The organism is Pseudomonas rossensis (genome assembly GCF_039888995.1).
Classification (GTDB): Bacteria; Pseudomonadota; Gammaproteobacteria; order Pseudomonadales; family Pseudomonadaceae; genus Aquipseudomonas; species Aquipseudomonas rossensis.
Genome location: NZ_JBBWCB010000021.1, coordinates 35281 through 60817, shown reverse-complemented (window position 1 = coordinate 60817; position 25537 = coordinate 35281). Strand labels below are relative to the sequence as shown.

The following is a 25537-nucleotide window of genomic DNA, read 5'->3' as shown; positions in this document are numbered from 1 at the left end:
AGGGATTGATCAATCGAAGTATGCTTTTTCATGGACTCGCCCTCGCTGTCGTTGGCTGATTAGACTGCCACCGTGGCGCATTGACGCCTCGGCTTGGGCGAGTCCATCCAATTACAAGTTGGGAGTTTTGCCGATCATCCAGAGTATCCCGCTCGATTTGGCCCGCTCATGACACAACCCCAACACCTGGCGGCGCTCCTCGTTGTCCATCCGGCTCCAGCGCGTGATCTCTTCCACTGTGCGCTGACACCCGGTGCAAATGTCATCGTCGTCCAGCGCGCAAATGTTCACGCAGGGCGATAGCACCGGCCGTTCAGTGGCGCTCATTCTTCCTGCTCAACCAAATCGCGGGCATAACGTTGCGAGTTATGCACATAGTGAGCAGCGCTGGCCTCCAGCATTTTTTTCTGCGGCTCGGTCAGCTCGCGGACCACTTTGCCGGGGGAGCCCATGACCAGCGAACCGTCTGGAATCTCCTTGCCCTCACCAATCAGTGAGTTGGCGCCGATGATGCAGTTCTTGCCGATTTTCGCGCCGTTGAGGATCACCGCGTTAATGCCGATCAAGCTGTAATCGCCCACCGTGCAGCCATGAAGCATGGCGTTATGGCCGATGGTCACGCCGGTGCCGATGGTCAGCGGGTAACCCATGTCAGTGTGCATCACCGTGCCGTCCTGGACGTTGCTGTTCTTGCCGATCAGGATCAACTCGTTGTCGCCACGCAGCACAGCGTTGAACCAGACGTTGGCGCCCTCTTCCAGTTTGACCTTACCCACCAGCACGGCATTGGGTGCGACCCAGCTCTGCGGATGGGTTTCGACGCGGGCGTCGCCCAGGCGATATTTCATCTTATTGTCCTCAAGGCCAGGCAGGCTCACTTGGAAAAAGCAGGGTTCAGGCCATACGAGCGATGGCTTCAGGTGTTGATATAAGGCTTGGGCGGGTGATGCAGGCTGATTTGGGCGTCATAGAGCAGGTTGATCAACTCGACGATCATAATCGCCGTGAGGCCCCAGATTTTGTACTCGCCATAGCGATAACTCGGCACGTACCAACTGCGGCCCTCGTAATCGATGCGATGGGTGTGTTCGCGCGGATCCTTGCGGAAGAACTCCAGCGGTACGCTGAAGACTGCGGCGATCTCGGCGTCGTTGGCCTGATACTCAACAAAGTCCGGAATCACACCGACATAGGGGGTGACCTTGATGCCGTGCAGGGAGATCAACGGGCTCAGCGGGCCGATCACTTCAACCAGCCCCGGCGGCAGGCCAATTTCTTCTTGGGCTTCGCGCAGGGCAGTGAAAATAAGGTCCGGGTCTTCGGGGTCGCGTCGCCCACCGGGAAAGGCCACTTCACCACCATGGGTCGAGAGCCCGCTGGCGCGCAGGGTCAGAACCAGTTCAGGTTCGTCACTGCGGGTGATGGGCACCAGCACCGCGGCTTCGGGGAAACGTCGATCGGTTTCCAGGGTTAGCGGCGTGTGGTTGCTTACCCGGTGAAGTAGCTCGTCCAGCATGAGTCTTCTCGATTTGTTCTCTACCTCGCATCATGCACCAATCGAACCGACCGCCCAACCCCATAACCACTGCATGTCGCTAAACGACAACTTGCCGACAGACACCGCCGCACGCGAAGATAGGCGCAGCATTCAGGAACCCAAGCATGAAATTTTGCAGTCAGTGCGGCAACCCGGTGACCCAGCGCATTCCAGAGGGCGATTCGCGCCTGCGTTTTGTCTGTGACAGCTGTCACGCGATTCACTACCAGAACCCCAATATCGTCGCCGGTTGCGTGGCGACCTGGGGTTCCAAGGTCTTGCTGTGCCGACGCGCCATCGAGCCTCGGCTTGGTTATTGGACCCTGCCCGCCGGCTTCATGGAGAACGGTGAAACCATCGAGCAGGCGGCCATTCGCGAGACGGCCGAAGAAGCCTGCGCGCGGGTGCGCAACCTGAGCATCTATACGTTGATCGACGTGCCGCACATCAGCCAGGTGCATGTGTTCTTCCGCGCCGAACTGGTGGACCTGGACTTTTGCGCCGGTCAAGAGAGCCTGGAAGTGCAGCTTTTCGAAGAAGCCGACATCCCTTGGTCCGAGCTGGCTTTCCGCACAGTGGGCCGTACCTTAGAATGCTTCTTCGCTGACCGGCGGACCGAGGTCTACCCCGTGCGGTCCGAGTCGATCCCGCCGCTTGCTCAGCCTGCCATCACATAACGCTCCTGGTTCTAAAATCACCTATAACTAAATAGTCGCGACACCTCTTAGGGATATCGTTTCAATGCGCTGGCTGCTTGCCCTGTTTTGCTTGTCATTTGTCGCTATCTCCCAGGCTTCCGTTGCGGAAACCCTGGACGGCAAAGTCATCGAAAAAATCCTGGTTCTCAAATCCGCCCACCAATTGCAATTGATCAATGACGGCAAGCCGCTCAAGACCTATCGCATCTCATTGGGAAAAAGACCGATCGGCCCGAAACTCATGGAAGGCGACAAACGCACGCCTGAAGGTTTTTATTGGATGGACTGGCGCAAGACCAGTGACCGTTTCAACCTGTCGATGCACATCTCCTACCCGAACATCAGTGACTCCGTCCGCGCCCGGCGCGAAGGCGTCGAGCCCGGTGGCATGATCATGATCCACGGCACCCCGGACACCGAAGAAAACCCCGAAGACCTGTTCCACACGCTGGACTGGACCGACGGCTGCATCGCCATGCGCAATATGGACATGCGCGAAGTCTGGAATCTGGTGCCGGACGGCACGATGATCGAAATCCGTCCGTAACGGCTACCTTCGGTCGCTCATCGAAAAAAAAATCAAAAGATCGCAGCCTGCGACAGCGCCTACCGGGTAGATACCAATTTCACCCGTAGGAGCTGCCGAAGGCTGCGATCTTTGCTGTTGAAATCCCCACCTCTAATACCACTTCAAACCTACAGCCCTTCAGCCTACCCAATTGGGCAGGCCTTCTCGCGCCCATAGCAAAGTACTGGCATTGACATGGTATTTAAGTGGTATTAGGTTTCACCCCACCACCGGGCGACAACACTCCAATATCCGCATCGGACAAAACACACATGAATGACCTCCAGGCCCTACGCCCTGACGACACCCAGCCCACGCCGTTGTACCTGCAACTGGCGCGCAATCTGGAAGCGGCGATCCATGCCGGTCAGTGGAAAGCCGAACAGGCCATGCCGTCGGAGCGCAACCTCAGCGAGATGCTGGGCATCTCCCGCGTCACCGCCCGCAAAGCGCTGGAAGTTCTGTTCGAGCAAGGCCTGATCCGCCGCAACCAGGGTTCCGGCACCTTTATCACCCCACGCCTGGAACAACCGCTGTCGCGCCTCTCGGGTTTCAGCGAGATGCTGCGCCTGAAAGGTTTCGTCCCCGGCTCGCAATGGCTGGAGCGTGAAATCACTCCGCCGACCCACGAAGAACTGATCCGCCTGGGCCTCTCGCCGAACGACAAGGTCGCGCGGCTCAAGCGTCTGCGTAAAGCCGACGACACGGTGATGGCGATCGAGATGAGCACCCTGCCCGCCTCGATCATTCCCAAGCCGCAAGCGGTGGGCGACTCCCTCTACGAATACCTCGACGGCATTGGCAAGCCGATCGTCCGCGCCCTGCAGCACATTCAGGCGATCAACGCCTCGGATGAATTCGCCGCCCTGGTGGGCATCGCCCCCGGCACCGCCATGCTGCTGATGACCCGGGTCGGCTATCTGGAAGACAACACGCCGATCGAAGTCACCGACACCTATTGCCGCAACGACTACTACGACTTTGTTGCAGAGCTGCGCCGCTGATCAGCCACGCCGCTAAACGAGAGAACCGATCATGTCCGAAGACAACATCCTCACCGCCCACGGCTGGGTTCGCGGCCGGCTGACTCATGAACACGGCAAGGTCGTGTCGATCGAAGGCCAACCGTGCGATCCGGCCGACAACGACCTGCCTTACCTGCTGCCGGGTTTTATCGACCTGCACGTTCATGGCGGTGGCGGCAAAGACATCATGGAAGGCGCAACCGCCTTCGAGACCATCACCAAAACCCACGTGCGGTTTGGCACCACGTCGCTGCTGGCGACCACCATGACTGCGCCGAACGAAGAGATTTCGCGAGTGCTCAAGGACGTCGGCGAGTTCTGCGAGCAGCGACCGAAAGGCAGCGCCCGAGTCCTCGGTGTGCACCTCGAAGGCCCGTACATCAACCCCGGCAAACTAGGTGCCCAACCGAATTTCGCCCACACCGCGTTGATGGCCGAAGTCGAAGAATACCTGGCACTGGCGCCGATCCGGGTGATCACCATCGCCCCGGAAATCGCCGGCCACGATGCGTTGATCCGCGCCCTCAGCGCTCGCGGCGTGCGCATGCAAATCGGCCATACCCTCGGCAGTTATGAGGAAGGCGTTGCCGCGCTGAACGCCGGCGCCAGCAGTTTCACCCACCTCTACAACGCCATGAGCCCGCTGCATCACCGCGAGCCGGGCATCGTCGGCGCGGCACTGGCTCACGCCAAATACGCCGAGTTGATTCCGGATTTACTGCACGTGCACCCCGGCGCCATCCGTGTGGCCCTGCGTTCGATCCCATGCCTGTATTGCGTCACCGATTCCACCGCCGCCGCCGGCATGCCCGACGGTGAGTACAAGCTTGGCAGCCACACCGTGACCAAATGCCTGGGTGGCGTGCGCTTGCCCGACGGCACGCTGGCCGGCAGCACGCTGACTATGGATCAAGCCCTGCGCAATCTGGTGAAGATCGGCTTGCCGATCGCCGAGGCCTCGCAACGTCTTTCGCAATTCCCCGCCGACTACCTCGGCATCACCGAACGCGGGCGCCTGCAACCCGGCAGCTGGGCCGACTGCGTGCGGCTCGATCGCTCACTCACACTGACCGCCGTCATGGTCGAAGGAGAAGACATTGACTTCAAAAATGCTTGAAGAGGCGCTGTCCTCATTCGAGGCCGTGCAAACCCAATTGCAGCAGCTCGACCCGCAGATGATCGAGATCGCCGGGCGCCTGCGTCGTCAGCCGCCGCAAGTGGCGATGACCGTCGCTCGCGGCAGCTCCGATCATGCCGCCAGTTACTTCGCCTACCTGACCATGCAGCAATTGGGCTTCCCGGTGGCGTCGTTGCCGATGTCGGTGGTGACCATGCTGCAAGCGCCGTTGAAGGTCAGCGGCCAAGTGGCGTTCGCCTTTTCGCAGTCCGGGCAAAGTCCCGATCTGGTGAACAGCATGCGTCTGCTGCGCAAGCGCGGCGCCCTGAGCATCTCGATGGTCAACGCCGAGAGTTCGCCGCTGGAGGCCGCGTGTGAGTTCAGCCTGCCGCTGTGTGCCGGCACCGAAAGCAGCGTCGCCGCGACCAAGAGTTTTATCGCCACCCTCAGTGCCAGCGCCCGTCTGATCGCCCACTGGAAAGAGGATGCGCAATTGCTGGAAGCCGGCCTCGCACTGCCGGAAGGTTTGCGCGAGGCGGCAAAACAGGATTGGAGCCTGGCCATCGATGCCCTGCGCGATTGTCAGCGTCTGATGGTGATTGGCCGTGGCGCCGGTTTCGCCATCGCCCAGGAAGCCGCGTTGAAATTCAAGGAAACCTCGGCGATCCAGGCCGAAGCCTTCAGCAGCGCCGAAGTCCGTCATGGCCCGATGGCGTTGATCGACGAAAATTATCCACTGCTGATCTTCGCCCCTCGCGGTGCCGAACAGGCCGGTTTGCTGAGCCTCGCCGCCGACATGCGCCAGCGCGGTGCCCGCGTATTGCTGGCCGCACCGGATGACATTGCCGAACGCGACCTCACCCTGACCCGCGCCGAGCACCCGGCCCTCGACCCGATTCTGGCAATCCAGAGTTTCTACGTCATGGCCGCCAGTTTGGCGGTCGCCCGAGGCATGGACCCGGACCAGCCGCGGCACTTGAGCAAAGTGACGCGCACCCACTGAACCGATTGGTATCCATCCCTATTTGCTGGCGGACGAATAACCCCCGTAGGAGCTGACGAGTGAAACGAGGCTGCGATCTTTTGACGTTGTTTTTAAAGAGCAAGATCAAAAGATCGCAGCCTCGTTTCACTCGTCAGCTCCTACAAGGGAAAGTTAATCCGTACAGGGCGAGTTGATCCGAACCGTAGTTTTTACTGATGAGACCGAGCCATGCACAACAATAATAAAGAGCTGACCCTCAGCGCCCCGCTCAGCGGCCCGGTGCTCACGCTCGCCAAAGTCCCGGACCCGGTGTTCGCCAGCGGCGCCATGGGCGACGGGATCGCCATCGACCCGCTGAACGACACCCTCCACGCCCCGTGCGCCGGCGTCGTGGTGCACGTCGCGCGCACCGGCCACGCCGTCACCTTGCGTGCCGACAACGGTGCCGAATTGCTGCTGCACCTGGGCCTCGACACCGTCGAGTTGCAGGGCGAAGGCTTCTCGATGCTGGTCAAGGAAGGCGCGCGAGTCAGCAACGGTCAGCCACTGTTGCGCTACGACCTGGACAAGGTCGCACAGCAGTGCAAAAGCCTGGTCAGCCTGATGATCCTGACCAACAGCCAGGACTTTCAGGCGCGGCCAATCACGCTGAAGTCGGTGAAAGTTGGCGAGCCATTGCTGCACATCATTCGTCGGCACGCGTCGGGCGTGCAGGCTGAAGCGGAGCTCTCCGGGGAAGAAATTCACGGCTACGTTCGCATCGCCCATCGTGGCGGTTTGCATGCCCGTCCGGCAGCGCTGATTCGTCAGACAGCGCAAGGTTTCAAGAGCAAATCGCAGCTGCATTTCGCTGGCAAATCGGCGACCTGCGACAGCTTGATCGGACTGATGGGTTTGGCCGTTGGCGAACAGGACGAGGTTCAGGTCAGCTGCCAGGGCCCGGACGCCGAAGCCGCGTTGCAAGCGTTGCTGATCGCGTTATCCACAGCACTGGCCGAAGACAGCCACGCCGCCGCGCCGACACCGATTGCCCGACGCACTCGAGCGGCCGAAGCGGGTGTGCTGCACGGCGTCTGCGCCGCTCCCGGTCTGGTTGGCGGGCCGTTGTTCCCCTTGACCGCTATCAGCCTGCCGGTGGACGCCGGCAACCATGATCCCGAGCAACAGCTACACGTTCTCGACGCCGCGCTGACCGTTGTGCGCAGTGAAATCGACCACACGCTGGCCCAAGCCAGGAAACATAAAAACACCGACGAAGAAGCGATCTTTGCCGCGCACCTCGCCCTGCTCGAAGACCCGGCGCTGCTGAACGCAGCGAACACTTCCATCGATCAGGGCATGGCCGCAACCCACGCCTGGAGCCAGTCGATCGACGTGCAGTGCGAGGTGCTCCAGCAACTCGGCAGCCCGTTGTTGGCCGAACGCGCCAACGATCTGCGCGACCTCAAACAACGCGTGCTGCGTGCCCTGCTCGGCGAAACCTGGCACTACGACGTGCCGGCCGGCGCCATCGTCGCCGCCCATGAACTGACGCCGTCCGATCTGCTGCAACTGAGCCAGCAAGGTGTCGCCGGGTTGTGCATGGCCGAGGGTGGCGCGACTTCCCACGTGGCGATTCTCGCTCGCGGCAAAGGTTTGCCGTGCATGGTCGCGCTGGGTTCTACGCTGCTGGATCAGCCACAAGGCCAAGCGGTTGTGCTGGATGCCGATGGCGGTCGCCTCGAACTGATGCCAAGTGCCGAACGTTTGGCCGAAGTGCATCAGGCACAACTCGATCATCAACAGCGCCGCGCCGCGCAACAGGCTCAGGCGCACACCCCGGCGCTGACGCTCGATGGTTTGCAGATTGAAGTCGCCGCCAATGTGGCCTCCAGCGCTGAAGCGGCTGATGCCTTGACCAATGGCGCCGACGGCGTCGGCTTGCTGCGTACCGAATTTCTGTTTGTAGATCGCAGCACCGCGCCGGACGAAGACGAACAGCGCCTCGCCTATCAAGCCGTGCTCGATGCCATGGGCGACAAGTCGGTGATCATTCGCACCATCGACGTCGGCGGCGACAAACAACTCGACTACCTGCCGCTGCCGGCTGAGGCCAATCCAGTGCTCGGCCTGCGCGGTATTCGCCTGGCTCAGGTCCGTCCGGAAATCCTCGATCAACAACTGCGCGCCTTGCTGCATGTCAGCTCACTGTCGCGCTGCCGGATTCTGTTGCCAATGGTGACCGAAGTCGATGAGTTGCTGCACATCCGCCAGCGTCTCGACGCGCTGCGCACTGAACTCGGTGTGCTTGAACGTCCAGAGCTGGGCGTGATGATCGAAGTCCCCGCCGCCGCACTGCTGGCCGAGCAACTGGCCGAACACGCGGACTTCCTGTCCATCGGCACCAACGATTTGTCGCAATACACCCTGGCCATGGACCGCGACCACGCTGGCCTCGCTTCGCGGGTCGACGCCATGCACCCGGCGCTGCTGCGGCTGATCGCCCAGACCTGCGCGGGTGCTGCGGTGCATAACCGTTGGGTCGGTGTCTGCGGCGCGCTCGCCTCCGATCCGCTGGCAACACCGGTACTGATCGGCCTGGGCGTCAGCGAGTTGTCGGTCAGCCCGGTGCAGATCGGTGAAATCAAGGACCGCGTCCGCCACCTCGACGCCACCGAATGCCGGCGCATCAGCCACGACTTGCTCAAGTTGAGCAGCGCCGCCGCTGTACGTCACGCCTGTCACCAGCAATGGCCTCTGAGCTGAACAACAACAGCTCTATAACAAAAAGAACACAGGGAGATCCGCCATGTACCAATATTTCATCGAAGGCCTCCAGCGCCTCGGTCGCGCACTGATGCTGCCGATCGCGATCCTGCCGATTGCCGGCCTGTTGCTGCGCCTCGGCGACACCGACCTGCTGAACATTGCGATCATCCACGACGCCGGCCAAGTGATCTTCGCCAACCTGGCAATGATCTTCGCCATCGGCATCGCAGTCGGCTTCGCGAAAGACAACAACGGCACCGCAGGACTCGCCGGAGTCATCGGTTACCTGGTGATGATCTCTACCCTCAAGGTGCTCGACGCGAGCATCAACATGGGCATGCTCGCCGGGATCGTCAGCGGCTTGATGGCCGGCGCGCTGTACAACCGGTTCAAGGACATCAAGCTGCCGGAGTACCTGGCGTTCTTTGGCGGCCGGCGCTTCGTGCCGATTGTCACCGGCTTCGCCGCCGTGGGCCTGGGCGTCATCTTTGGCTTGATCTGGCCGCCCATCCAACACGGCATCAACAGCTTCGGCACGTTGATGATGGAGAGTGGCAGCTTCGGCGCGTTCGTCTTTGGCGTTTTCAACCGCCTGCTGATCGTCACCGGGCTGCACCACATCCTCAACAACATGGCGTGGTTCGTCTTCGGTAACTTTACCGACCCGACCACGGGCGCCATCGTCACCGGCGACCTGTCGCGCTACTTCGCCGGCGACCCGAAAGGCGGCCAGTTCATGACCGGCATGTTCCCGATGATGATCTTCGGTCTGCCCGCCGCGTGCCTGGCGATGTACCGCAATGCCTTGCCGGAACGCCGCAAAGTCATGGGCGGGATCTTCCTGTCGATGGCGCTGACGTCGTTTTTGACGGGTGTGACTGAGCCGATCGAATTCGCCTTCATGTTCCTCGCGCCGCTGCTTTATCTAGTGCATGCGTTGCTGACTGGCCTGTCGATGGCGATCACCAACCTGTTGAATATCCATCTCGGCTTTACGTTTTCCGGTGGTTTGATCGACATGATTCTCGGCTGGGGTAAATCCACCAATGGCTGGCTGGTGGTGCCGGTGGGGCTGGCGTATGCGGTGATCTACTACGTGGTGTTTGATTTCTGCATTCGCCGCTTCAACCTCAAGACGCCAGGGCGTGAAGATATTCCAGCGGGCGACAAAGTCGTCGTGGCCGACAACGAACGGGCCGGGGCTTACATCAAGGCGCTGGGTGGTGCGCAGAATTTGATCACCGTGGGTGCGTGCACCACTCGGTTGCGGCTGGACATGGTGGATCGCAACAAGGCAAACGATGCGGAGTTGAAAGCGCTGGGTGCGATGGCGGTTGTGCGTCCGGGCAAGGGTGGGAGTTTGCAGGTAGTGGTCGGGCCGATGGCCGACAGCATTGCCGATGAGATTCGCTTGGCGATGCCTGCTTTGGGGCGCGCGATCATTTCCTCCCCCGCTGCGGTAATCGATGCGCCGAAACCTGCTGCGGTGGCGAATTCAGAAGCACAGCAATGGCTGAACGCTTTGGGTGGCGGCGAGAACGTGTTGCAGATGGATTGCATCGCCATGACCCGGATCCGGTTGCAACTGGCGGATGGCAAGGCGTTGTCGGAGTGTGATTTGAAGGCGCTGGGATGCCAGGGCATCAGCCAGTTGGACGGTGGGGTTTGGCATCTGCTGATTGGCGACAAGGCATCGAGTTTGAATGATGCACTGGATGCGTTGGTGAATCGCAGTGAGGTGAGTGCCAAGGTTTAACCCACGCCCTCTGTAGGAGCTGTCGAGTGAAACGAGGCTGCGATCTTTTGATCTTGAAAAATCAAAATCAAAAGATCGCAGCCTCGTTTCACTCGACAGCTCCTACAAGGGGTGTGTGCATTCATTGATTGTTCAGGCAACAAAAAACCCGCTGAACGCAAATTCAGCGGGTTTTTCATTTCAGCGGCCAGGAAGACTAGAAATCCTCCAACCGCCACACCTCATAAGCCGGCGTCTCGTAGGGATGACTCTGCTTCAGAGCCAACACCACAGAACGAATCAACTCATCCGCCACGACAAGCTCAACCTTCCATTCCTCAACCTGCTCGACCTGCCCTGCTTCACCAACAAACGGCTGACTGCCATCCAACGGGCGAAACTGGCCGAGGCCGAGCACTTGCCAGGCGCAATGGTCGTACGCGCCGATCCGTCCGCCGCCGGCGGCGAATACGGCACTTTTCACGTCTTCGACGTGACTGGTGGGAACAAAAAAGCTGAGCTTGTACACGGCGCTTAGTTAACCCGCTTTTAGTTTACCCAGACGCGCGCATTACGGAACATACGCATCCAAGGTGCGTCTTCGTTCCAGTCTTCCGAACGCCACGAGTTCTGCACCGCGCGGAACACACGCTCCGGGTGAGGCATCATGATCGTCACGCGACCGTCGCGGCTGGTCAAACCGGTGATCCCGCGCGGCGAGCCGTTCGGGTTGGCCGGGTAGTTTTCGGTGACCTTGCCGTGGTTGTCGACGAAACGCATCGCCACGCAACCCGACAGATCAGCTTCCAGCAACGCTTCTTCGCTGGCGAACTCGGCATGACCTTCACCGTGAGCAATGGCGATCGGCATACGCGAACCGGCCATGCCTTGCAGGAAGATCGAGTTCGATTCCTGAACCTGAACCATCGCCACGCGCGCTTCGAACTGCTCGGAACGGTTGCGCACAAAGTGCGGCCAGAACTCGCTGCCCGGGATCAGCTCGTGCAGGTTGGACATCATCTGGCAACCGTTGCACACGCCGAGGGTGAAGCTGTCGTTACGCTCGAAGAAGCCCTGGAACGCATCGCGAGCGCGGCTGTTGAACAGCGCGGACTTGGCCCAGCCTTCGCCGGCACCCAGTACGTCGCCGTAGGAGAAACCACCGCAAGCGACCAGACCTTTGAACTCGTTCAGGTCGACACGGCCGGCCAGAATGTCGCTCATGTGCACGTCGATCGCGTTGAAACCGGCGCGGTCGAACGCGGCCGCCATTTCTACCTGACCGTTGACGCCCTGCTCACGCAGTACGGCAACCTGTGGGCGAATGCCTTTCTTGATGTAAGGCGCGGCGACGTCCTGGTTGACGTCGTAGCTCAGCTTGACGCTCAGGCCCGGGTTGTCTTCTTCAAGCAGCACGTCGAACTCTTGTTCGGCGCAGTCGGCGTTATCACGCAGACGCTGGATCTGGTAGCTGGTTTCAGCCCACTGACGTTGCAGCAGACGACGCTGACCTTCGAACACGGTGTCGCCGTTGAACGTGATGCTGATCTGGCCGTTGTTCATCGGCTGACCGATCACCGACACGCAGTCACCCAGGCCAGCTGCGCTGAACTGCGCGAGGATGTCTGGAGTGGCGTCCTGGCGAACCTGGATCACAGCGCCCAGTTCTTCGTTGAACAGGATTGCGGCGATGTCGGCGGAGGTTTCTGCCAGACCGTCGAGGTTCAGGCTCAGACCGCAGTGGCCGGCGAAGGCCATTTCCACAGTGCTGGTCAGCAGACCACCGTCGGAACGGTCGTGGTAAGCCAGCAGGTGACCGTCGGCGTTGAGACCCTGGATCACGGCGAAGAAGGCTTTGAGGTCTTCGGCGTCGTCGACGTCCGGCGCTTGCGAACCGAGCTTGCCGTGAACCTGGGCCAGGATCGAGGCGCCCATGCGGTTCTGGCCACGGCCCAGATCGATCAGGATCAGGTCGGTGGTGCCCTTGTCCATGCGCAGTTCCGGCGTCAGGGTCTGACGGATGTCAGCCACAGGCGCGAAACCGGTCACGATCAGCGACATCGGCGACGTCACGGTCTTGTCGACGCCTTCGTCGTTCCAGCGGGTGGCCATGGACATGGAGTCCTTGCCCACCGGAATGGTGATGCCCAGCTCTGGGCACAATTCCATGCCGACCGCTTTCACGGTGTCGTACAGACGCGCGTCTTCGCCTGGGTGACCGGCAGCGGACATCCAGTTGGCCGACAGTTTGATGTCGGAGATTTTGTTGATGCGCGAAGCCGCGATGTTGGTCAGGGTTTCGCCGATGGCCATACGGCCCGACGCCGGAGCGTCCAGCAGTGCCAGCGGAGTACGCTCGCCCATGGCCATGGCTTCACCGGTGTAAACGTCGAAGCTGGTGGCGGTGACGGCAACGTCGGCCACCGGAACCTGCCACGGGCCGACCATCTGATCGCGGGCCACGAGGCCGGTGATGGTGCGGTCGCCGATGGTGATCAGGAAGCTTTTGCTGGCCACGGCCGGGTGATGCAGAACGCGTTCGACGCAATCTGCAATCTCGAGGGTCGACGGATCGAAATCGTCGCCCAGTTCGTTTTCGCGAACGGCCGAACGGTGCATGCGCGGGGCTTTGCCCAGCAGCACTTCCAGTGGCATGTCCACCGGGCTGTTACCGAAGTGACTGTCGGTGACCGTCAGTTGCGGCTCGGCAGTGGCTTCGCCGACCACGGCAAACGGGCAACGCTCACGTTCGCAGATCGCCTGGAAACGTTCGAAGTCAGCCGGACCGACCGCCAGAACGTAGCGTTCCTGGGATTCGTTACTCCAGATTTCGTGCGGGGCCATGCCCGGCTCGTCGTTTGGAATGTTGCGCAGTTCGAAGCGACCGCCACGGTTGCCGTCGTTCACCAGTTCCGGGAAGGCATTGGACAGACCGCCCGCGCCGACGTCGTGGATGAAGCTGATCGGGTTGTGTTCACCCAACTGCCAGCAACGGTCGATGACTTCCTGGCAGCGACGTTCCATCTCAGGGTTTTCGCGCTGTACGGAAGCGAAGTCCAGGTCTGCCGAGCTGGTGCCGGTGGCCATGGAAGAAGCCGCGCCGCCGCCCAGGCCGATGAGCATTGCCGGGCCACCGAGGACGATCAGCTTGGAGCCAACGGTGATCTCGCCTTTCTGCACGTGTTCGGCACGGATGTTACCCATACCGCCGGCCAGCATGATCGGCTTGTGGTAACCGCGAACTTCGTCGCCACGCGGGGTGGTGATCGACTGTTCGAAGGTACGGAAGTAACCGGTCAGGGCCGGACGACCGAATTCGTTGTTGAACGCGGCGCCACCCAGTGGGCCTTCGATCATGATGTCCAGCGCGGTAACGATGCGCTCAGGCTTGCCGTACGGCACTTCCCACGGCTGTTCGAAGCCCGGGATTTGCAGGTTGGACACGGTGAAACCGGTGAGGCCAGCCTTTGGCTTGGCGCCACGACCGGTAGCGCCTTCGTCGCGAATCTCACCGCCACTGCCGGTGGACGCGCCCGGGAACGGGGCAATCGCAGTCGGGTGGTTGTGCGTTTCGACTTTCATCAGGATGTGCACCGGTTCCTGCACCGCGCCGTACTGGCGGGTTTCAGGGTCCGGGAAGAAACGGCCGGCGACGTTGCCGACGATGACCGAAGCGTTGTCCTTATAAGCCGACAGAACGCCTTCGCTGTGCATCACGTAGGTGTTCTTGATCATGCCGAACAGGCTTTTTTCCTGGCTCTGACCGTCGATGTCCCAACTGGCGTTGAAGATCTTGTGACGGCAGTGCTCGGAGTTCGCCTGGGCGAACATCATCAGTTCGATGTCGTGGGGGTTGCGCTTCAAGCCGACGAAGGCGTTGACCAGGTAATCGATCTCGTCTTCGGCCAGGGCCAGGCCCAGCTCGGTGTTGGCTTTTTCCAGCGCGGCGCGGCCGCCACCCAACACGTCGATCGCGGTCAGCGGTTTCGGCTCGGCATGGCTGAACAGGCCGGCGGCTTGTTCAAGGTTGCCGAGGACGATCTGGGTCATGCGGTCATGCAGCGCATCGGAGATCAGCTGCGCTTCGGCGTCGCTGAACTGGCCGGCGACGTAGAACGCGATGCCGCGTTCCAGGCGCTGGATTTTCGTCAGGCCGCAGTTGCGAGCGATGTCGCTGGCTTTACTGGACCACGGCGAGATGGTGCCGAACCGCGGCAACACCAGGAACAGACGACCGGTCGGCTCTTGTACCGGAACACTTGGGCCGTACTTCAGAAGGCGCGCGAGCACCTGCTGTTCGTCGCCGGTCAGGACGCCGGTAACTTCGGCGAAGTGAGCGAATTCAGCATACAAGCCACTGACAGCCGGAACTTTCTGGCTCAGTTGCTCAAGGAGTTTGCTGTGGCGAAAGGCAGAAAGGGCAGGAGCGCCGCGCAGGATCAACATCTTCGGGACAGCCTCGGGAAGGGGTGTGCTTTGAGGCCGTGCATTCTAGCCTAAACAGGCCGCGACATCACCCGAAACGGTACGGGCGGCTGCACCCGGGCGTCGGGCCGGGTGTTCGGACCTCAAACAGGTGCGCGCCGAGCGTTATTTTTTCTGTCACAAAATGCTGCTCGAGCCCATTCCTGCGGGCTCCGGAGCGGTTTTAAGCCGCCTAGCAGACAAGCCCTTCGCTGTCGAGATATGGCGCTCGTGGTCCTTTGCGTATACTGCGCAGATGTTTTCCCCAACGGCTTTGCGTCCGCGGTTCGCCAAATGGCTGATCGCAACCGGACTCTTCCTGGTGCTCAGTGGCTGTGTTGATAAACCCAACACGCTTGAGCGCGTAAAGGAGGATGGCGTGCTGCGGGTGGTTACCCGAAACAGCCCCGCCACCTACTTTCAGGATCGCAACGGTGAAACCGGCTTCGAATACGAGCTGGTGAAGCGCTTCGCCGACGATCTGGGGGTGGAACTCAAAATCGAAACCGCCGACAACCTCGACGACCTGTTTAATCAGGTGGGCAAACCCAACGGCCCGGTGATCGCTGCTGCCGGCCTGGTCAGCAGCGAAGTGCGCAAAAAGCAGGTACGGTTTTCCCACTCCTATCTCGAAGTCACCCCGCAGATCATCTATCGCAACGGCCAATCGCGGCCCACCGATGCGAAGGATCTGGTGGGCAAGAAGATCATGGTGCTCAAGGGCAGCACCCACGCCGAGCAGTTGGCGGAGCTGAAAAAGAAATACCCCGGCATTGATTACGAAGAGTCCGACGCTGTTGAAGTCGTCGACCTGCTGCGGATGGTCGATGAAGGTCAGATTGATCTGACCCTGGTCGACTCAAACGAAGTGGCGATGAACCAGGTCTACTTCCCCAAGGTGCGAGTGGCATTTGACCTCGGCGACGCCAGCAATCAGAGCTGGGCCGTGGCCGCTGGTGACGACAACAGCCTGCTCAACGAGATCAATACGTATCTCGACAAAGTGAAGAAAAACGGCACCCTGCAACGCCTGAAAGACCGTTACTACGGACATGTCGATGTCCTCGGCTACGTGGGCGCCTACACCTTCGCCCAGCACTTGCAGCAACGGCTGCCCAAGTATGAACAGCACTTCAAAGCGTACGCCAAGAAAGAGAAAGTCGACTGGCGCCTGCTGGCAGCAGTCGGCTATCAGGAATCGTTATGGCAAGCGGCGGTCACGTCGAAGACCGGCGTGCGCGGGCTGATGATGCTGACCCAGAACACGGCGCAGGCCATGGGCGTGTCCAACCGGCTCGACCCTAAACAGAGCATCATGGGCGGCGCCAAGTACCTGGCTTACATGAAGGATCAGCTGGACGAGTCGATTCAAGAGCCGGATCGCACATGGTTTGCACTGGCGGCCTACAACGTCGGCAGCGGTCACCTGGATGACGCGCGCAAACTCGCGGCCAAGGAAGGACTGAATCCGGACAAATGGCTGGATGTGAAGAAGATCCTGCCGCGCCTGTCAGAGAAAAAGTGGTACAGCAAGACCCGTTATGGCTACGCCCGAGGCGGCGAGCCGGTGCACTTCGTGGCGAACATCCGTCGTTACTACGACATCCTGACGTGGGTCACGCAGCCGCAGCTTGAAGGCAATCAAGTGGCCGAAGGCAACCTGCATGTGCCGGGGGTCGACAAGACCAAACCGAATCAGGAAACCCCACAGCTCTAATACCGCGGGGCCGGTGCAAAAAAGATCGCAGCCTTCGGCAGCTCCTACGAGGTTATGTGTACACCTGTAGGAGCTGGCGAAGCCTGCGATCTTTTGATCTTAGCCTTTCAACGCAGCAGCCAGAATCAGCGCCTTCATCTCCGAAACAGCCGACTTGAACCCGACAAACAACGCATGAGCCACCAGCGCGTGGCCGATGTTCAGTTCGTTGATGCCCTTGATCGCGGCCACTGCTTCAACGTTGTGATAGTGCAGACCGTGACCGGCATTGACGATCAAACCTTGAGCCAGACCAAACGCCACGCCATCCGCCACACGCTTGAGCTCTTCAGCCACTTCGGTTGGCGTCTCGGCATCGGCATAACGACCGGTATGCAGCTCAATAGCCGGCGCACCAACACGACGGGACGCTTCGATCTGCCGCTCGTCAGCATCAATGAATAGCGACACTTCACAGCCGATTTTCGCCAAGCGATCCACCGCTGCTTTAATCCGTGCTTCCTGACCCGCCACGTCCAGACCACCTTCGGTCGTCAGTTCCTGACGGGTTTCAGGCACCAGGCAAATGTGCGCCGGACGAATGCGTTCGGCGAACGCCATCATCTCTTCGGTGACGCCCATTTCGAAGTTCATGCGGGTTTGCAGCACATCCTTGAGCAGCAACACGTCGCGCTCCTGAATGTGCCGACGGTCTTCGCGCAGGTGCACGGTAATGCCGTCAGCGCCCGCCTCTTCCGCATCCAGTGCTGCCTTGACCGGATCCGGATAGCGCGTGCCCCGGGCCTGCCGCAGGGTGGCTACGTGGTCGATGTTCACGCCAAGAAGAATGCGATTGCTGGTGGTCACGGAAGCGCTCCTGAAAATGGAAAAGTTCGGCGCACAGCATACACGGGGAGATAGGGTCTGTTGATGTTTGGCAGCGGCCGCGACGGATGACCACTTGGTGCAGGGCAAGGCGCGAGGAACGTAGTTTGGTTGTTCCAAATAAGTTCCGAGCAACGCAGCCCTGCGCCAAGTGGGCGCCCGGCGCGGCCGCTGCCAAGCATCAACAGACCCTATGGCTTGCGAAACAACTCGCGACTCACCAAGGGACGACCGCCCAGATGAACGGCCAGTGCCTGGCGCATCAATCGCTTGGCTGCCGATAGCGCGCCAGGGGCAGACCAATCTGCATCGGCCATCGCCAACAGCTCGGTGCCGTTGAACAGACCGGGTTGCAGCAGGTAGACCCGTTCGAGTCCCGCATCCACTTGCAGACGGTAGAGACCGTCCGGCGCGATGGGATCGCCATGGATGTCGGCAGTCAGGGCAAAGCCGTAACCCAAGTCATCCAGCAGCCGCCATTCGAAGGATCGCAACAAAGGCTCCAGCGGACGACCTTCGGCAAGCGCAAGCAGGGTCGCGGCGTAGTGGTCAAACACAGCGGGATGCGGGTCTTCGGACGGCAACAGCCGAATCAACAGCTCATTGAGGTAGAGACCGCTGAACAGCGCCTCACCATTTAGCCAGGTGGAGACGCCAGCGCTTTCCATGCGACCGACGTTCTTCAATTCACCACGCCCACGGAACTCCACTTCCAGCGGCACGAACGGCCGTGCCAACGTCCCGGCCTTGCCCCGAGCACTGCGCAATACCGCCCGCAGCCGACCTTGCGGCGTAAGGAAATCCACCAATGCGCTGTTCTCGCGGTAAGCGCGGGAGTGGAGCACGAACGCGGGTTGGCCGATGGGTGGGGTTTGGGACATGGAAGTCAGCGTTCTCAATGAGTCAGCACAGATTTATAAACCACCCAAAACCAATGTGGGAGCGAGCTTGCTCGCGATGAGGGCATGACATTCAACATCGGTGTTGACTGGCAGACCGCTATCGCGAGCAAGCTCGCTCCCACAGGGTACTTCGGTGTATCAGGAACCGGTGTTACAGGTCGCCGTAACCCAGCGAACGCAAGGCGCGTTCGTCGTCGGACCAGCCGCCTTTCACCTTGACCCAGAGGTTGAGCATGATCTTGGAGTCGAACAGCAATTCCATGTCCTTGCGTGCCTCGGTGCCAATGCGTTTGATCCGCTCGCCCTTGTCGCCAATGATGATTTTCTTCTGGCCGTCGCGCTCGACGAGGATCAAGGCATGGATGTGCAGGGTTTTGCCCTGCTGCTTGAACTCTTCGATTTCGACGGTGATCTGGTACGGCAGCTCGGCGCCCATCTGGCGCATGATTTTCTCGCGTACCAGTTCAGCGGCGAGGAAGCGGCTGCTGCGGTCGGTGATCTGGTCTTCCGGGAAGAAGTGATCGTTTTCCGGCAGGTAACCGGCAATCACGCGCTCCAGCGTTTCGAGGTTATGCCCGTGCTGGGCCGAGATCGGCATGATCTGCGCGTTCGGCAACTGTTCCTGCAACCAGGTCAGGTGCGGCATCAGCTCGGCTTTGTCTTCGATGCGGTCAGTCTTGTTCAGCGCCACGATCAGCGGGCCGGTCACGTATTGAACGCGCTCGAGGACCATCTGGTCTTCGTCGGTCCACTTGGTGCGGTCAACTACGAAGATCACCACGTCGACGTCTTTCAACGCCGCCGAAGCGGTCTTGTTCATGTAGCGGTTCAGGGCTTTCTCGCCACCTTTGTGCATGCCGGGGGTGTCGACGTAGATCGCCTGCACGGCGCCTTCGGTCTTGATGCCGAGCATGTTGTGGCGAGTGGTCTGAGGCTTGCGCGAGGTGATCGCCAGCTTCTGACCGAGGATGTGGTTCAGCAGCGTGGACTTGCCCACGTTGGGACGGCCGACGATGGCGACATAGCCACAGCGAGTTGCAGTTGAATCAGTCATGGCCATTCTCCACGCCCAGGGCAATCAGTGCTGCAGCGGCCGCTACCTGTTCGGCAATACGACGGCTCACACCCTGACCTCGGCTTTTTTCATTCAGTAAGGTGATTTCACATTCGACGAAAAACGTCCGGCAATGCGGCTCACCCTGGATATCCACCACTTCGTAACGCGGCAGTTCACAACCCCGCGACTGCAGGAACTCTTGCAGACGGGTTTTTGGATCTTTGTTGGTGTCGACCAGCGTCAGGCCTTCGAACTCCCCGGCCAGCCAGGCCAGCACGCGTTCGCGTGCCATGTCCATGCCAGCATCCAGGTAGATCGCACCAATCAGCGCTTCAAGGGCATCGGCCAGAATCGACTCGCGACGGAACCCGCCGCTTTTCAATTCACCGGAACCCAGGCGCAGGTACTCGCCCAGATCGAAACCGCGAGCCAGTACGGCCAGGGTCTCGCCTTTCACCAGGCGTGCGCGCAAGCGCGACAACTGACCTTCGCGAGCCAGCGGGAAGCGATCGAACAGCGCCTCGCCAGCGACAAAGTTAAGGATGGCATCACCGAGGAATTCCAGGCGTTCGTTGTTACGCCCGGCAAAGCTGCGGTGAGTCAGGGCCAGGACCATCAGTTCCTGATCCTTGAAGGTGTAGCCGAGCTGACGCTCGAGACGGCTTAAGGAGACGCTCACGGTTTACCCACGCTGAGTTCGTGGTTGGATTCCACCGCCATCGCCGTGATGCGGCGCAGGCTTGGGACAATTAACGCTGTGTTCAAAAATAACGTCCTGAATATCGTTGTTTTCATGCTTCTGTCGCCGGTTATGCCGACTCCAGAAATGCATTCGGCGCTGTGTTCAACAGCGCCGTGTGTGATTACTTGATCAGGCCAACCCGCGAGAAATTCGGCAGGTGACTGAGTTTAGGTTCCGGCCAGCTCATCCAGACTGCGAAGGCCTTGCCGACGATATTCTTGTCGGGAACCATGCCCAGCAGATCCTTGGGAATGCTCGGATCATCCCAAAAGCGACTGTCATTCGAGTTGTCGCGGTTGTCGCCCATCATGAAGTAGTGCCCGGCAGGCACGGTCCACGAACGGTCCGGCGTTGCGCGGTAACGACTCATTTCCTTGCGGATCAGGTGCTCGGCGACGCCGAGTTTTTCCTTGTAGAGCTCGGCGCTGCCCAACGTGCCCGGCTCGGAGCCGACCAGTTGTTCGGCGATCGACTCACCGTTGACGAACAGACGCTTGTCGGCGGTGTAACGAATCTGGTCACCCGGCAGGCCCACCACACGTTTAATGTAGTTGACGTTCGGATCACTCGGGTAGCGGAACACCATCACATCGCCGCGCTGTGGATCACCGACTTCGATGACTTTCTTGTCGACCACCGGCAAGCGGATCCCGTAAGAAAACTTGTTCACCAGAATGAAGTCGCCAACGTCCAGGGTCGGTTTCATCGAGCCGGAAGGAATCTGGAACGGTTCCACCAGGAACGAACGCAGTACCAGCACGATGAACAACACCGGGAAGAACGACTTGCCGTACTCGACCAGCAGCGGCTCTTTGTTCAGTTTCTCGACCACCACCCCATCAGGCTGGCTGACGCTGCCCTGATAGGAGGCAATGGCGGCACGCCGACGCGGCGCCAGGAAAACCAGATCGAGCAACGCCAACAGGCCGCAGACGAACACGGCGATGACCAGCAACAGCGGGAAATTTAGTGACATAGGACCTAACTATCCAACCTGAGCACTGCAAGGAAGGCTTCTTGTGGAATTTCCACGTTGCCGACTTGCTTCATGCGTTTCTTACCGGCCTTTTGCTTCTCAAGCAGTTTCTTCTTACGGCTAACGTCACCGCCGTAGCATTTGGCCAATACGTTCTTTCTGAGCGCCTTGACAGAGGTCCGCGCAATAATCTGCCCGCCAATGGCGGCCTGGATTGCGACGTCGAACATCTGACGTGGAATCAGTTCTTTCATCTTCTCGGTCAACTGGCGACCTTTGTAGTGCGCGTTATCCTTGTGCACGATCAACGCGAGGGCGTCGACCTTGTCACCGTTGATCAGCACATCCAGTTTCACCAGATTAGCCGATTGATAACGATCGAAATGGTAATCCAGCGAAGCATAGCCACGGCTGGTGGATTTCAGACGGTCGAAGAAGTCCAGGACCACTTCGTTCATCGGCAAATCGTAGGTCACTTGAACCTGGGTACCGAGGAACAGCATGTCGTGCTGTACGCCACGCTTCTCGATGCACAGGGTAATGACATTGCCCAGGTGCTCTTGCGGCACGAGAATATTGGCCCGCACGATCGGTTCGCGCATGTCTTCGATCGAGGACAGGTCTGGCAGCTTCGACGGGTTGTCGACGTAAATCGTTTCACCGGTTTTCAGCAGCAGCTCGAAAATTACCGTCGGCGCCGTGGTGATCAGGTCCAGGTCGTACTCGCGCTCCAGGCGCTCCTGGATGATTTCCATGTGCAGCATGCCGAGGAACCCGCAACGGAAACCGAAGCCCAGGGCATCGGAGCTTTCCGGGGTGTACTGCAGGGACGAGTCGTTGAGCGTGAGCTTTTGCAGGGCTTCACGGAAATCTTCGAAGTCGTCGGAGCTGACCGGGAACAGGCCGGCGTAAACCTGCGGCTGAATGCGTTTGAAGCCTGGCAGCACGTCGACGTCCGGCGTGGAGCTCAAGGTCAGGGTGTCACCGACCGGTGCACCGTGAATGTCCTTGATGCCGGCGATGATGAAGCCCACTTCGCCGGCCTTCAGGTCAACGGTGGCGGTGTGTTTCGGGTTGAAGACACCGACGCTGTCCACGAGGTGGATCTTGCCGGTGGACTTGACCAGGATCTTGTCGCCCTTCTTCACACGACCGTGGCGTACGCGAACCAGGGAAACAACGCCCAGGTAGTTGTCGAACCAGGAGTCGATGATCAACGCTTGCAGCGGATCTTCATAGTTGCCGGTCGGCGCAGGAATGGTCTTGACCAGACGCTCCAGCACTTCGTCGACGCCCAGACCAGTCTTGGCGCTGCACTCGACCGCGTCGGTGGCATCGATGCCAATGATTTTTTCGATTTCTTCTTTCACGCGGTCAGGATCGGCCTGAGGCAGGTCGATCTTGTTCAGGACCGGCATCACTTCCAGGCCCTGCTCAATCGCGGTGTAGCAGTTGGCTACCGACTGCGCTTCAACGCCCTGACCGGCATCGACTACCAGCAACGCGCCTTCACAGGCCGCCAGCGACCGGCTGACTTCATAGGTGAAGTCGACGTGGCCCGGGGTATCAATGAAGTTCAGCTGGTACTTGATGCCATCGCGAGCGGTGTAATACAGGGTGACGCTGTGGGCCTTGATGGTGATCCCGCGTTCACGTTCCAGGTCCATGGAGTCCAGAACCTGGGCTTCCATTTCGCGCTCGGCAAGGCCGCCACACATCTGGATGAAGCGATCGGCCAGCGTCGACTTGCCATGGTCAATGTGGGCGATGATGGAGAAATTGCGGATATGACTCAAATCACTCACGGATCAACACTCAAAAAGGCTGCAGGCATAGCCCGCCGAAAAATAGCCGGGAATTGTACCTGATCCATGGCGCAAGCGTCACGTTTGCAGGTCAGACGACGGATACAAAAACGCCCCGGTCTTGCGACAGGGGCGTTTTGAGTGACCAGCAACGTCAGGAGAAACCCTTGATCAGCCGGCCCGGCGCAACAACCAGACCCCGGCCAAGGCACAGACACCCGCCGGAACAAGCACCGCAAACAGTGGCGAGAAACCGAAGACCAGGCTCGAAGGACCGAGCAAATCCTGAACGATGCGGAAGGTGAAGCCCACCAGCACGCCAGTGAACACTCGCTGACCAAGGGTCACTGAGCGTAGCGGCCCGAAGATGAAGGAAATCGCCATCAGTACCAGGGCGGCGGTGACCAGCGGCTGCAACACCTTGACCCAAAATGCCAGCCAGTAACGACCATTGCTCAGGCCCTGGTCAGCCAGGTAGTGAATGTAACCCCACAGACCGCTGATCGACAGCGTATCAGGCGACATGACCACCGTACTCAACAGCTGCGGACTCAAGGCGACATTCCAACGCTCGACCGGGGCGGTGACCACTTCGGTGCTCTTTTCATGGAACAGCGTGGTGGTGACGTCGCTCAATTGCCAGTGATCCTGATCGAACTTCGCCCGTTTGGCGAAGCTGGAAGACAGCATGTGACGCTCATTGTCGAAACGATAACGGGTGACGCCGTACAGCAGACCGTTGGGCTGCACCGAGTTGACGTGAATAAACTCATCACCCTGGCGATGCCATAAACCATGCTTGGCGCTTTGCGCATCGCCGCCACCCTGAGCCAGGGAGCGATTGGCCTGAGCGGTGACTTCGGTGGCTGGGGCAACGTATTCGCCGATCAGCACACCCACCACCATCAGGATCAGCATCGGCTTCATGACCGCCCAGACGATTCGCCCGATCGACACGCCCGCAGCTCGCATGATGGTCAGCTCGCTGTGACTGGCGAGACTGCCGAGGCCGATCAGGCAACCGATCAGTGCCGCCATCGGCAACATGTCGTAAAGACGACGCGGCGCGGTCAGCAGGACATAACTCAACACGTCGACCAGGGTGTAGGTATCGCTGGCATCCCCCATCTCGTCGATGAACGCAAACAGCGTCGCCAGACCGAGAATGATCCCCAGTACCGCCAGAATCGCCACGAACACGCTGCTACCAATGTAGCGATCGAGCTTATCCACGAGCCACCTCCAGCGCGCTGCGGCGACTCGCCAGCTTCAACTGCAACGGTTCCCAATAGAGCAAGCCCAGGCCGATGGCCAGGAAGATTGCATGCACCCACCACAACCCCAGAGCTGGCGGGATTTTGCCCTTTTCAAGGGCGCCGCGAGCGGCAATCAGGATGGACAGGTAAGCCATATATAGAAGAATCGCCGGCAACAGCTTGAGGAAACGGCCCTGACGCGGATTGACCCGCGACAACGGCACCGCCATCAAGGTCACGATGAAGACCAGCAATGGCAAGGACAAACGCCATTGCAGCTCGGTACGCGAACGGATGTCGTCACTGCCCAGCAACGAGCCGGTGGTCATTGCGTCACGGTCGGTCACTTCGTCGCTGACGTCCGGCTTGGGCAGCAATACGCCGTATTCCTGGTACTTGATCGCCCGGTAATCGGCCTGCCCCGGATTGCCGTCATAGCGATAGCCGTTGTCGAGAATCAGGTAACGGTTACCGTCGGGGCGAATTTCCTGACGGCCCTTCTCGGCCACCAGCACGGAAATCCCGCGATCCTTCTTATCGGACGAGACGTTCTTTTGCGAAATGAATACGCCACCGAGGTTGATGCGATCATCCGATAGCGTTTCGGTGTAGGTCACCCGTGTTCCGTCGCGCAGCGCCTGGAAGCGACCCGGCTCGAGGGTGTCGAACTCGGTCAGGGCATCCTGCTTGTTCAACAGCAACTGGAATTGATTGGCGCCTTGTGGCGCCAGGCTCAGGCTCAGCCACGCCACCACCAGCGCGACCAGGGTGGCTGGAAAAAGGGTCATGGCAAACAGACGCTGCTGGCTCATGCCGGTGGCCGACAGCACCGTCATTTCGCTTTCAAGGTACAGGCGACCGTAGGCCAGCAGGATTCCGAGAAACAGGCCCAAAGGCAAAATCAACTGCAGGAAACCCGGCAGACGAAAGCCCATGATCAGGAATAGCGAGCCCGGATCCAGGAGGCCAGAGGCCGCCTGGGCGAGGTATTTGATGAAGCGACCGCTCATGATGATGACCAGCAGCACGGCGCTGACGGCGCTCAAGGTCAACAGGACTTCGCGGGATAGGTAGCGGAAGACGATCAAACCAGACACTCCAGGGTTGTCAGGCTAAGGCGGCCAAACAAGCAAACGTATCAGACGGCCCGCAGGGCAGAGCCGCCGAAAAAGTTGGCGCATTATCCTGTGATTGGGTGCGCCTGTCACTGCGCATGCTCAAGCAGGCGGGTAAAGCGCTGAAGATCGTACGACCGAGGGTTGTCAGGCTCGGGGCACGAGGTTCAAACTGCGGCCTTTGTCGCGGGCCGTGACCTGCGTCTTTCTATTTATAAGCAAGCTC

General features: G+C 60.0%; 21 protein-coding genes. 8 read left to right on the top strand and 13 right to left on the bottom strand.

What is annotated here, in order from left to right:
• Nucleotides 1-111: 111 nt before the first annotated feature.
• The 3 genes from WLY71_RS08630 to WLY71_RS08620 form a co-directional block, all read right to left on the bottom strand.
• Nucleotides 112-327 carry a DUF1289 domain-containing protein gene (locus tag WLY71_RS08630; RefSeq protein ID WP_347803230.1) on the bottom strand — a complete coding sequence of 72 codons (216 nt, stop codon included), beginning with the start codon at nucleotides 325-327 and terminating at the stop codon, nucleotides 112-114.
• Nucleotides 324-848: a gamma carbonic anhydrase family protein gene (locus WLY71_RS08625; RefSeq protein WP_007954617.1), complete on the bottom strand. Its 525-nt coding sequence runs from the start codon at nucleotides 846-848 to the stop codon at nucleotides 324-326. The genes WLY71_RS08630 and WLY71_RS08625 overlap by 4 nt, the downstream gene beginning before the upstream one ends.
• 68 nt (nucleotides 849-916) lie before the next feature.
• Nucleotides 917-1516 carry a CoA pyrophosphatase gene (locus WLY71_RS08620; protein ID WP_347803229.1) on the bottom strand — a complete coding sequence of 200 codons (600 nt, stop codon included), beginning with the start codon at nucleotides 1514-1516 and terminating at the stop codon, nucleotides 917-919.
• Nucleotides 1517-1662: 146 nt separating this feature from the next.
• Here WLY71_RS08620 and WLY71_RS08615 point away from each other — a divergent pair, with 146 nt between their 5' ends.
• The 7 genes from WLY71_RS08615 (at nucleotide 1663) to nagE (ending at nucleotide 10434) form a co-directional block, all read left to right on the top strand.
• A complete protein-coding gene (locus WLY71_RS08615) occupies nucleotides 1663-2214 on the top strand; it encodes an NUDIX hydrolase (RefSeq protein ID WP_347803228.1) in 552 nt (183 codons plus the stop codon).
• 64 nt (nucleotides 2215-2278) lie between these two features.
• Nucleotides 2279-2782 (top strand): L,D-transpeptidase family protein, encoded by a 504-nt coding sequence (locus tag WLY71_RS08610; protein ID WP_347803227.1) that lies wholly within the window; start codon nucleotides 2279-2281, stop codon nucleotides 2780-2782.
• Between the two features lie 293 nt (nucleotides 2783-3075).
• Nucleotides 3076-3807, top strand: coding sequence for a GntR family transcriptional regulator (locus WLY71_RS08605; RefSeq protein ID WP_008151596.1), 732 nt, complete (start codon nucleotides 3076-3078; stop codon nucleotides 3805-3807).
• A 31-nt stretch (nucleotides 3808-3838) separates the two neighbouring features.
• Nucleotides 3839-4945, top strand: a complete 1107-nt coding sequence (gene nagA, locus WLY71_RS08600; protein WP_347803226.1) for an N-acetylglucosamine-6-phosphate deacetylase — start codon at nucleotides 3839-3841, stop codon at nucleotides 4943-4945.
• A complete protein-coding gene (locus WLY71_RS08595; RefSeq protein ID WP_347803225.1) occupies nucleotides 4926-5948 on the top strand; it encodes an SIS domain-containing protein in 1023 nt (340 codons plus the stop codon). Before nagA ends, WLY71_RS08595 begins: the two co-directional genes overlap by 20 nt.
• Before the next feature lie 210 nt (nucleotides 5949-6158).
• A complete protein-coding gene (gene ptsP, locus WLY71_RS08590; RefSeq protein WP_347803224.1) occupies nucleotides 6159-8675 on the top strand; it encodes a phosphoenolpyruvate--protein phosphotransferase in 2517 nt (838 codons plus the stop codon).
• A gap of 43 nt (nucleotides 8676-8718) precedes the next feature.
• Nucleotides 8719-10434 carry an N-acetylglucosamine-specific PTS transporter subunit IIBC gene (nagE, locus tag WLY71_RS08585; protein ID WP_347803223.1) on the top strand — a complete coding sequence of 572 codons (1716 nt, stop codon included), beginning with the start codon at nucleotides 8719-8721 and terminating at the stop codon, nucleotides 10432-10434.
• Between the two features lie 196 nt (nucleotides 10435-10630).
• Here nagE and WLY71_RS08580 read toward each other — a convergent pair whose 3' ends face one another.
• Both WLY71_RS08580 and purL read right to left on the bottom strand, forming a co-directional pair.
• Complete coding sequence (locus tag WLY71_RS08580; protein WP_347803222.1) at nucleotides 10631-10942, bottom strand: YqfO family protein; 312 nt, start codon at nucleotides 10940-10942, stop codon at nucleotides 10631-10633.
• Between the two features lie 20 nt (nucleotides 10943-10962).
• Entirely contained in the window at nucleotides 10963-14859 is a 3897-nt protein-coding gene (gene purL, locus WLY71_RS08575) for a phosphoribosylformylglycinamidine synthase (protein ID WP_347803221.1), read from the bottom strand.
• 274 nt (nucleotides 14860-15133) lie between these two features.
• Here purL and mltF point away from each other — a divergent pair, with 274 nt between their 5' ends.
• A complete protein-coding gene (gene mltF, locus WLY71_RS08570) occupies nucleotides 15134-16594 on the top strand; it encodes a membrane-bound lytic murein transglycosylase MltF (protein ID WP_347803220.1) in 1461 nt (486 codons plus the stop codon).
• Between the two features lie 99 nt (nucleotides 16595-16693).
• Here mltF and pdxJ read toward each other — a convergent pair whose 3' ends face one another.
• From pdxJ to lptF, 8 genes are all read right to left on the bottom strand, one after another.
• Complete coding sequence (gene pdxJ / locus WLY71_RS08565; protein WP_008004962.1) at nucleotides 16694-17440, bottom strand: pyridoxine 5'-phosphate synthase; 747 nt, start codon at nucleotides 17438-17440, stop codon at nucleotides 16694-16696.
• Between the two features lie 209 nt (nucleotides 17441-17649).
• A complete protein-coding gene (recO, locus tag WLY71_RS08560; RefSeq protein WP_283189055.1) occupies nucleotides 17650-18339 on the bottom strand; it encodes a DNA repair protein RecO in 690 nt (229 codons plus the stop codon).
• Between the two features lie 172 nt (nucleotides 18340-18511).
• Nucleotides 18512-19414: a GTPase Era gene (era, locus tag WLY71_RS08555; protein ID WP_008151577.1), complete on the bottom strand. Its 903-nt coding sequence runs from the start codon at nucleotides 19412-19414 to the stop codon at nucleotides 18512-18514.
• On the bottom strand, nucleotides 19407-20096 hold the full coding sequence (gene rnc, locus WLY71_RS08550) for a ribonuclease III (protein ID WP_033053426.1): 690 nt from the start codon (nucleotides 20094-20096) through the stop codon (nucleotides 19407-19409). The genes era and rnc overlap by 8 nt, the downstream gene beginning before the upstream one ends.
• 184 nt (nucleotides 20097-20280) lie before the next feature.
• Entirely contained in the window at nucleotides 20281-21135 is an 855-nt protein-coding gene (gene lepB / locus WLY71_RS08545; protein WP_347803219.1) for a signal peptidase I, read from the bottom strand.
• Between the two features lie 5 nt (nucleotides 21136-21140).
• Nucleotides 21141-22940: a translation elongation factor 4 gene (gene lepA / locus WLY71_RS08540; RefSeq protein WP_008151572.1), complete on the bottom strand. Its 1800-nt coding sequence runs from the start codon at nucleotides 22938-22940 to the stop codon at nucleotides 21141-21143.
• A gap of 171 nt (nucleotides 22941-23111) precedes the next feature.
• Nucleotides 23112-24173 (bottom strand): LPS export ABC transporter permease LptG, encoded by a 1062-nt coding sequence (gene lptG, locus WLY71_RS08535; RefSeq protein ID WP_347803218.1) that lies wholly within the window; start codon nucleotides 24171-24173, stop codon nucleotides 23112-23114.
• The gene (gene lptF, locus WLY71_RS08530; RefSeq protein ID WP_347803217.1) at nucleotides 24166-25284 is read right to left on the bottom strand and encodes an LPS export ABC transporter permease LptF; all 1119 of its coding nucleotides are present in this window, start codon (nucleotides 25282-25284) and stop codon (nucleotides 24166-24168) included. The genes lptG and lptF overlap by 8 nt, the downstream gene beginning before the upstream one ends.
• Between the last annotated feature and the right edge of the window lie 253 nt (nucleotides 25285-25537).

What these genes read in the sequence shown, in the direction of transcription:
- WLY71_RS08625 (WP_007954617.1), bottom strand. Translation starts at nt 848, where the DNA reads ATGAAATATCGCCTGGGCGACGCCCGCGTCGAAACCCATCCGCAGAGC.
- WLY71_RS08610 (WP_347803227.1), top strand. Translation starts at nt 2,279, where the DNA reads ATGCGCTGGCTGCTTGCCCTGTTTTGCTTGTCATTTGTCGCTATCTCC.
- mltF (WP_347803220.1), top strand. Translation starts at nt 15,134, where the DNA reads ATGTTTTCCCCAACGGCTTTGCGTCCGCGGTTCGCCAAATGGCTGATC.
- nagA (WP_347803226.1), top strand. Translation starts at nt 3,839, where the DNA reads ATGTCCGAAGACAACATCCTCACCGCCCACGGCTGGGTTCGCGGCCGG.
- WLY71_RS08615 (WP_347803228.1), top strand. Translation starts at nt 1,663, where the DNA reads ATGAAATTTTGCAGTCAGTGCGGCAACCCGGTGACCCAGCGCATTCCA.
- recO (WP_283189055.1), bottom strand. Translation starts at nt 18,339, where the DNA reads ATGTCCCAAACCCCACCCATCGGCCAACCCGCGTTCGTGCTCCACTCC.
- purL (WP_347803221.1), bottom strand. Translation starts at nt 14,859, where the DNA reads ATGTTGATCCTGCGCGGCGCTCCTGCCCTTTCTGCCTTTCGCCACAGC.
- WLY71_RS08630 (WP_347803230.1), bottom strand. Translation starts at nt 327, where the DNA reads ATGAGCGCCACTGAACGGCCGGTGCTATCGCCCTGCGTGAACATTTGC.
- WLY71_RS08620 (WP_347803229.1), bottom strand. Translation starts at nt 1,516, where the DNA reads ATGCTGGACGAGCTACTTCACCGGGTAAGCAACCACACGCCGCTAACC.
- era (WP_008151577.1), bottom strand. Translation starts at nt 19,414, where the DNA reads ATGACTGATTCAACTGCAACTCGCTGTGGCTATGTCGCCATCGTCGGC.
- WLY71_RS08605 (WP_008151596.1), top strand. Translation starts at nt 3,076, where the DNA reads ATGAATGACCTCCAGGCCCTACGCCCTGACGACACCCAGCCCACGCCG.
- ptsP (WP_347803224.1), top strand. Translation starts at nt 6,159, where the DNA reads ATGCACAACAATAATAAAGAGCTGACCCTCAGCGCCCCGCTCAGCGGC.
- nagE (WP_347803223.1), top strand. Translation starts at nt 8,719, where the DNA reads ATGTACCAATATTTCATCGAAGGCCTCCAGCGCCTCGGTCGCGCACTG.
- lepB (WP_347803219.1), bottom strand. Translation starts at nt 21,135, where the DNA reads ATGTCACTAAATTTCCCGCTGTTGCTGGTCATCGCCGTGTTCGTCTGC.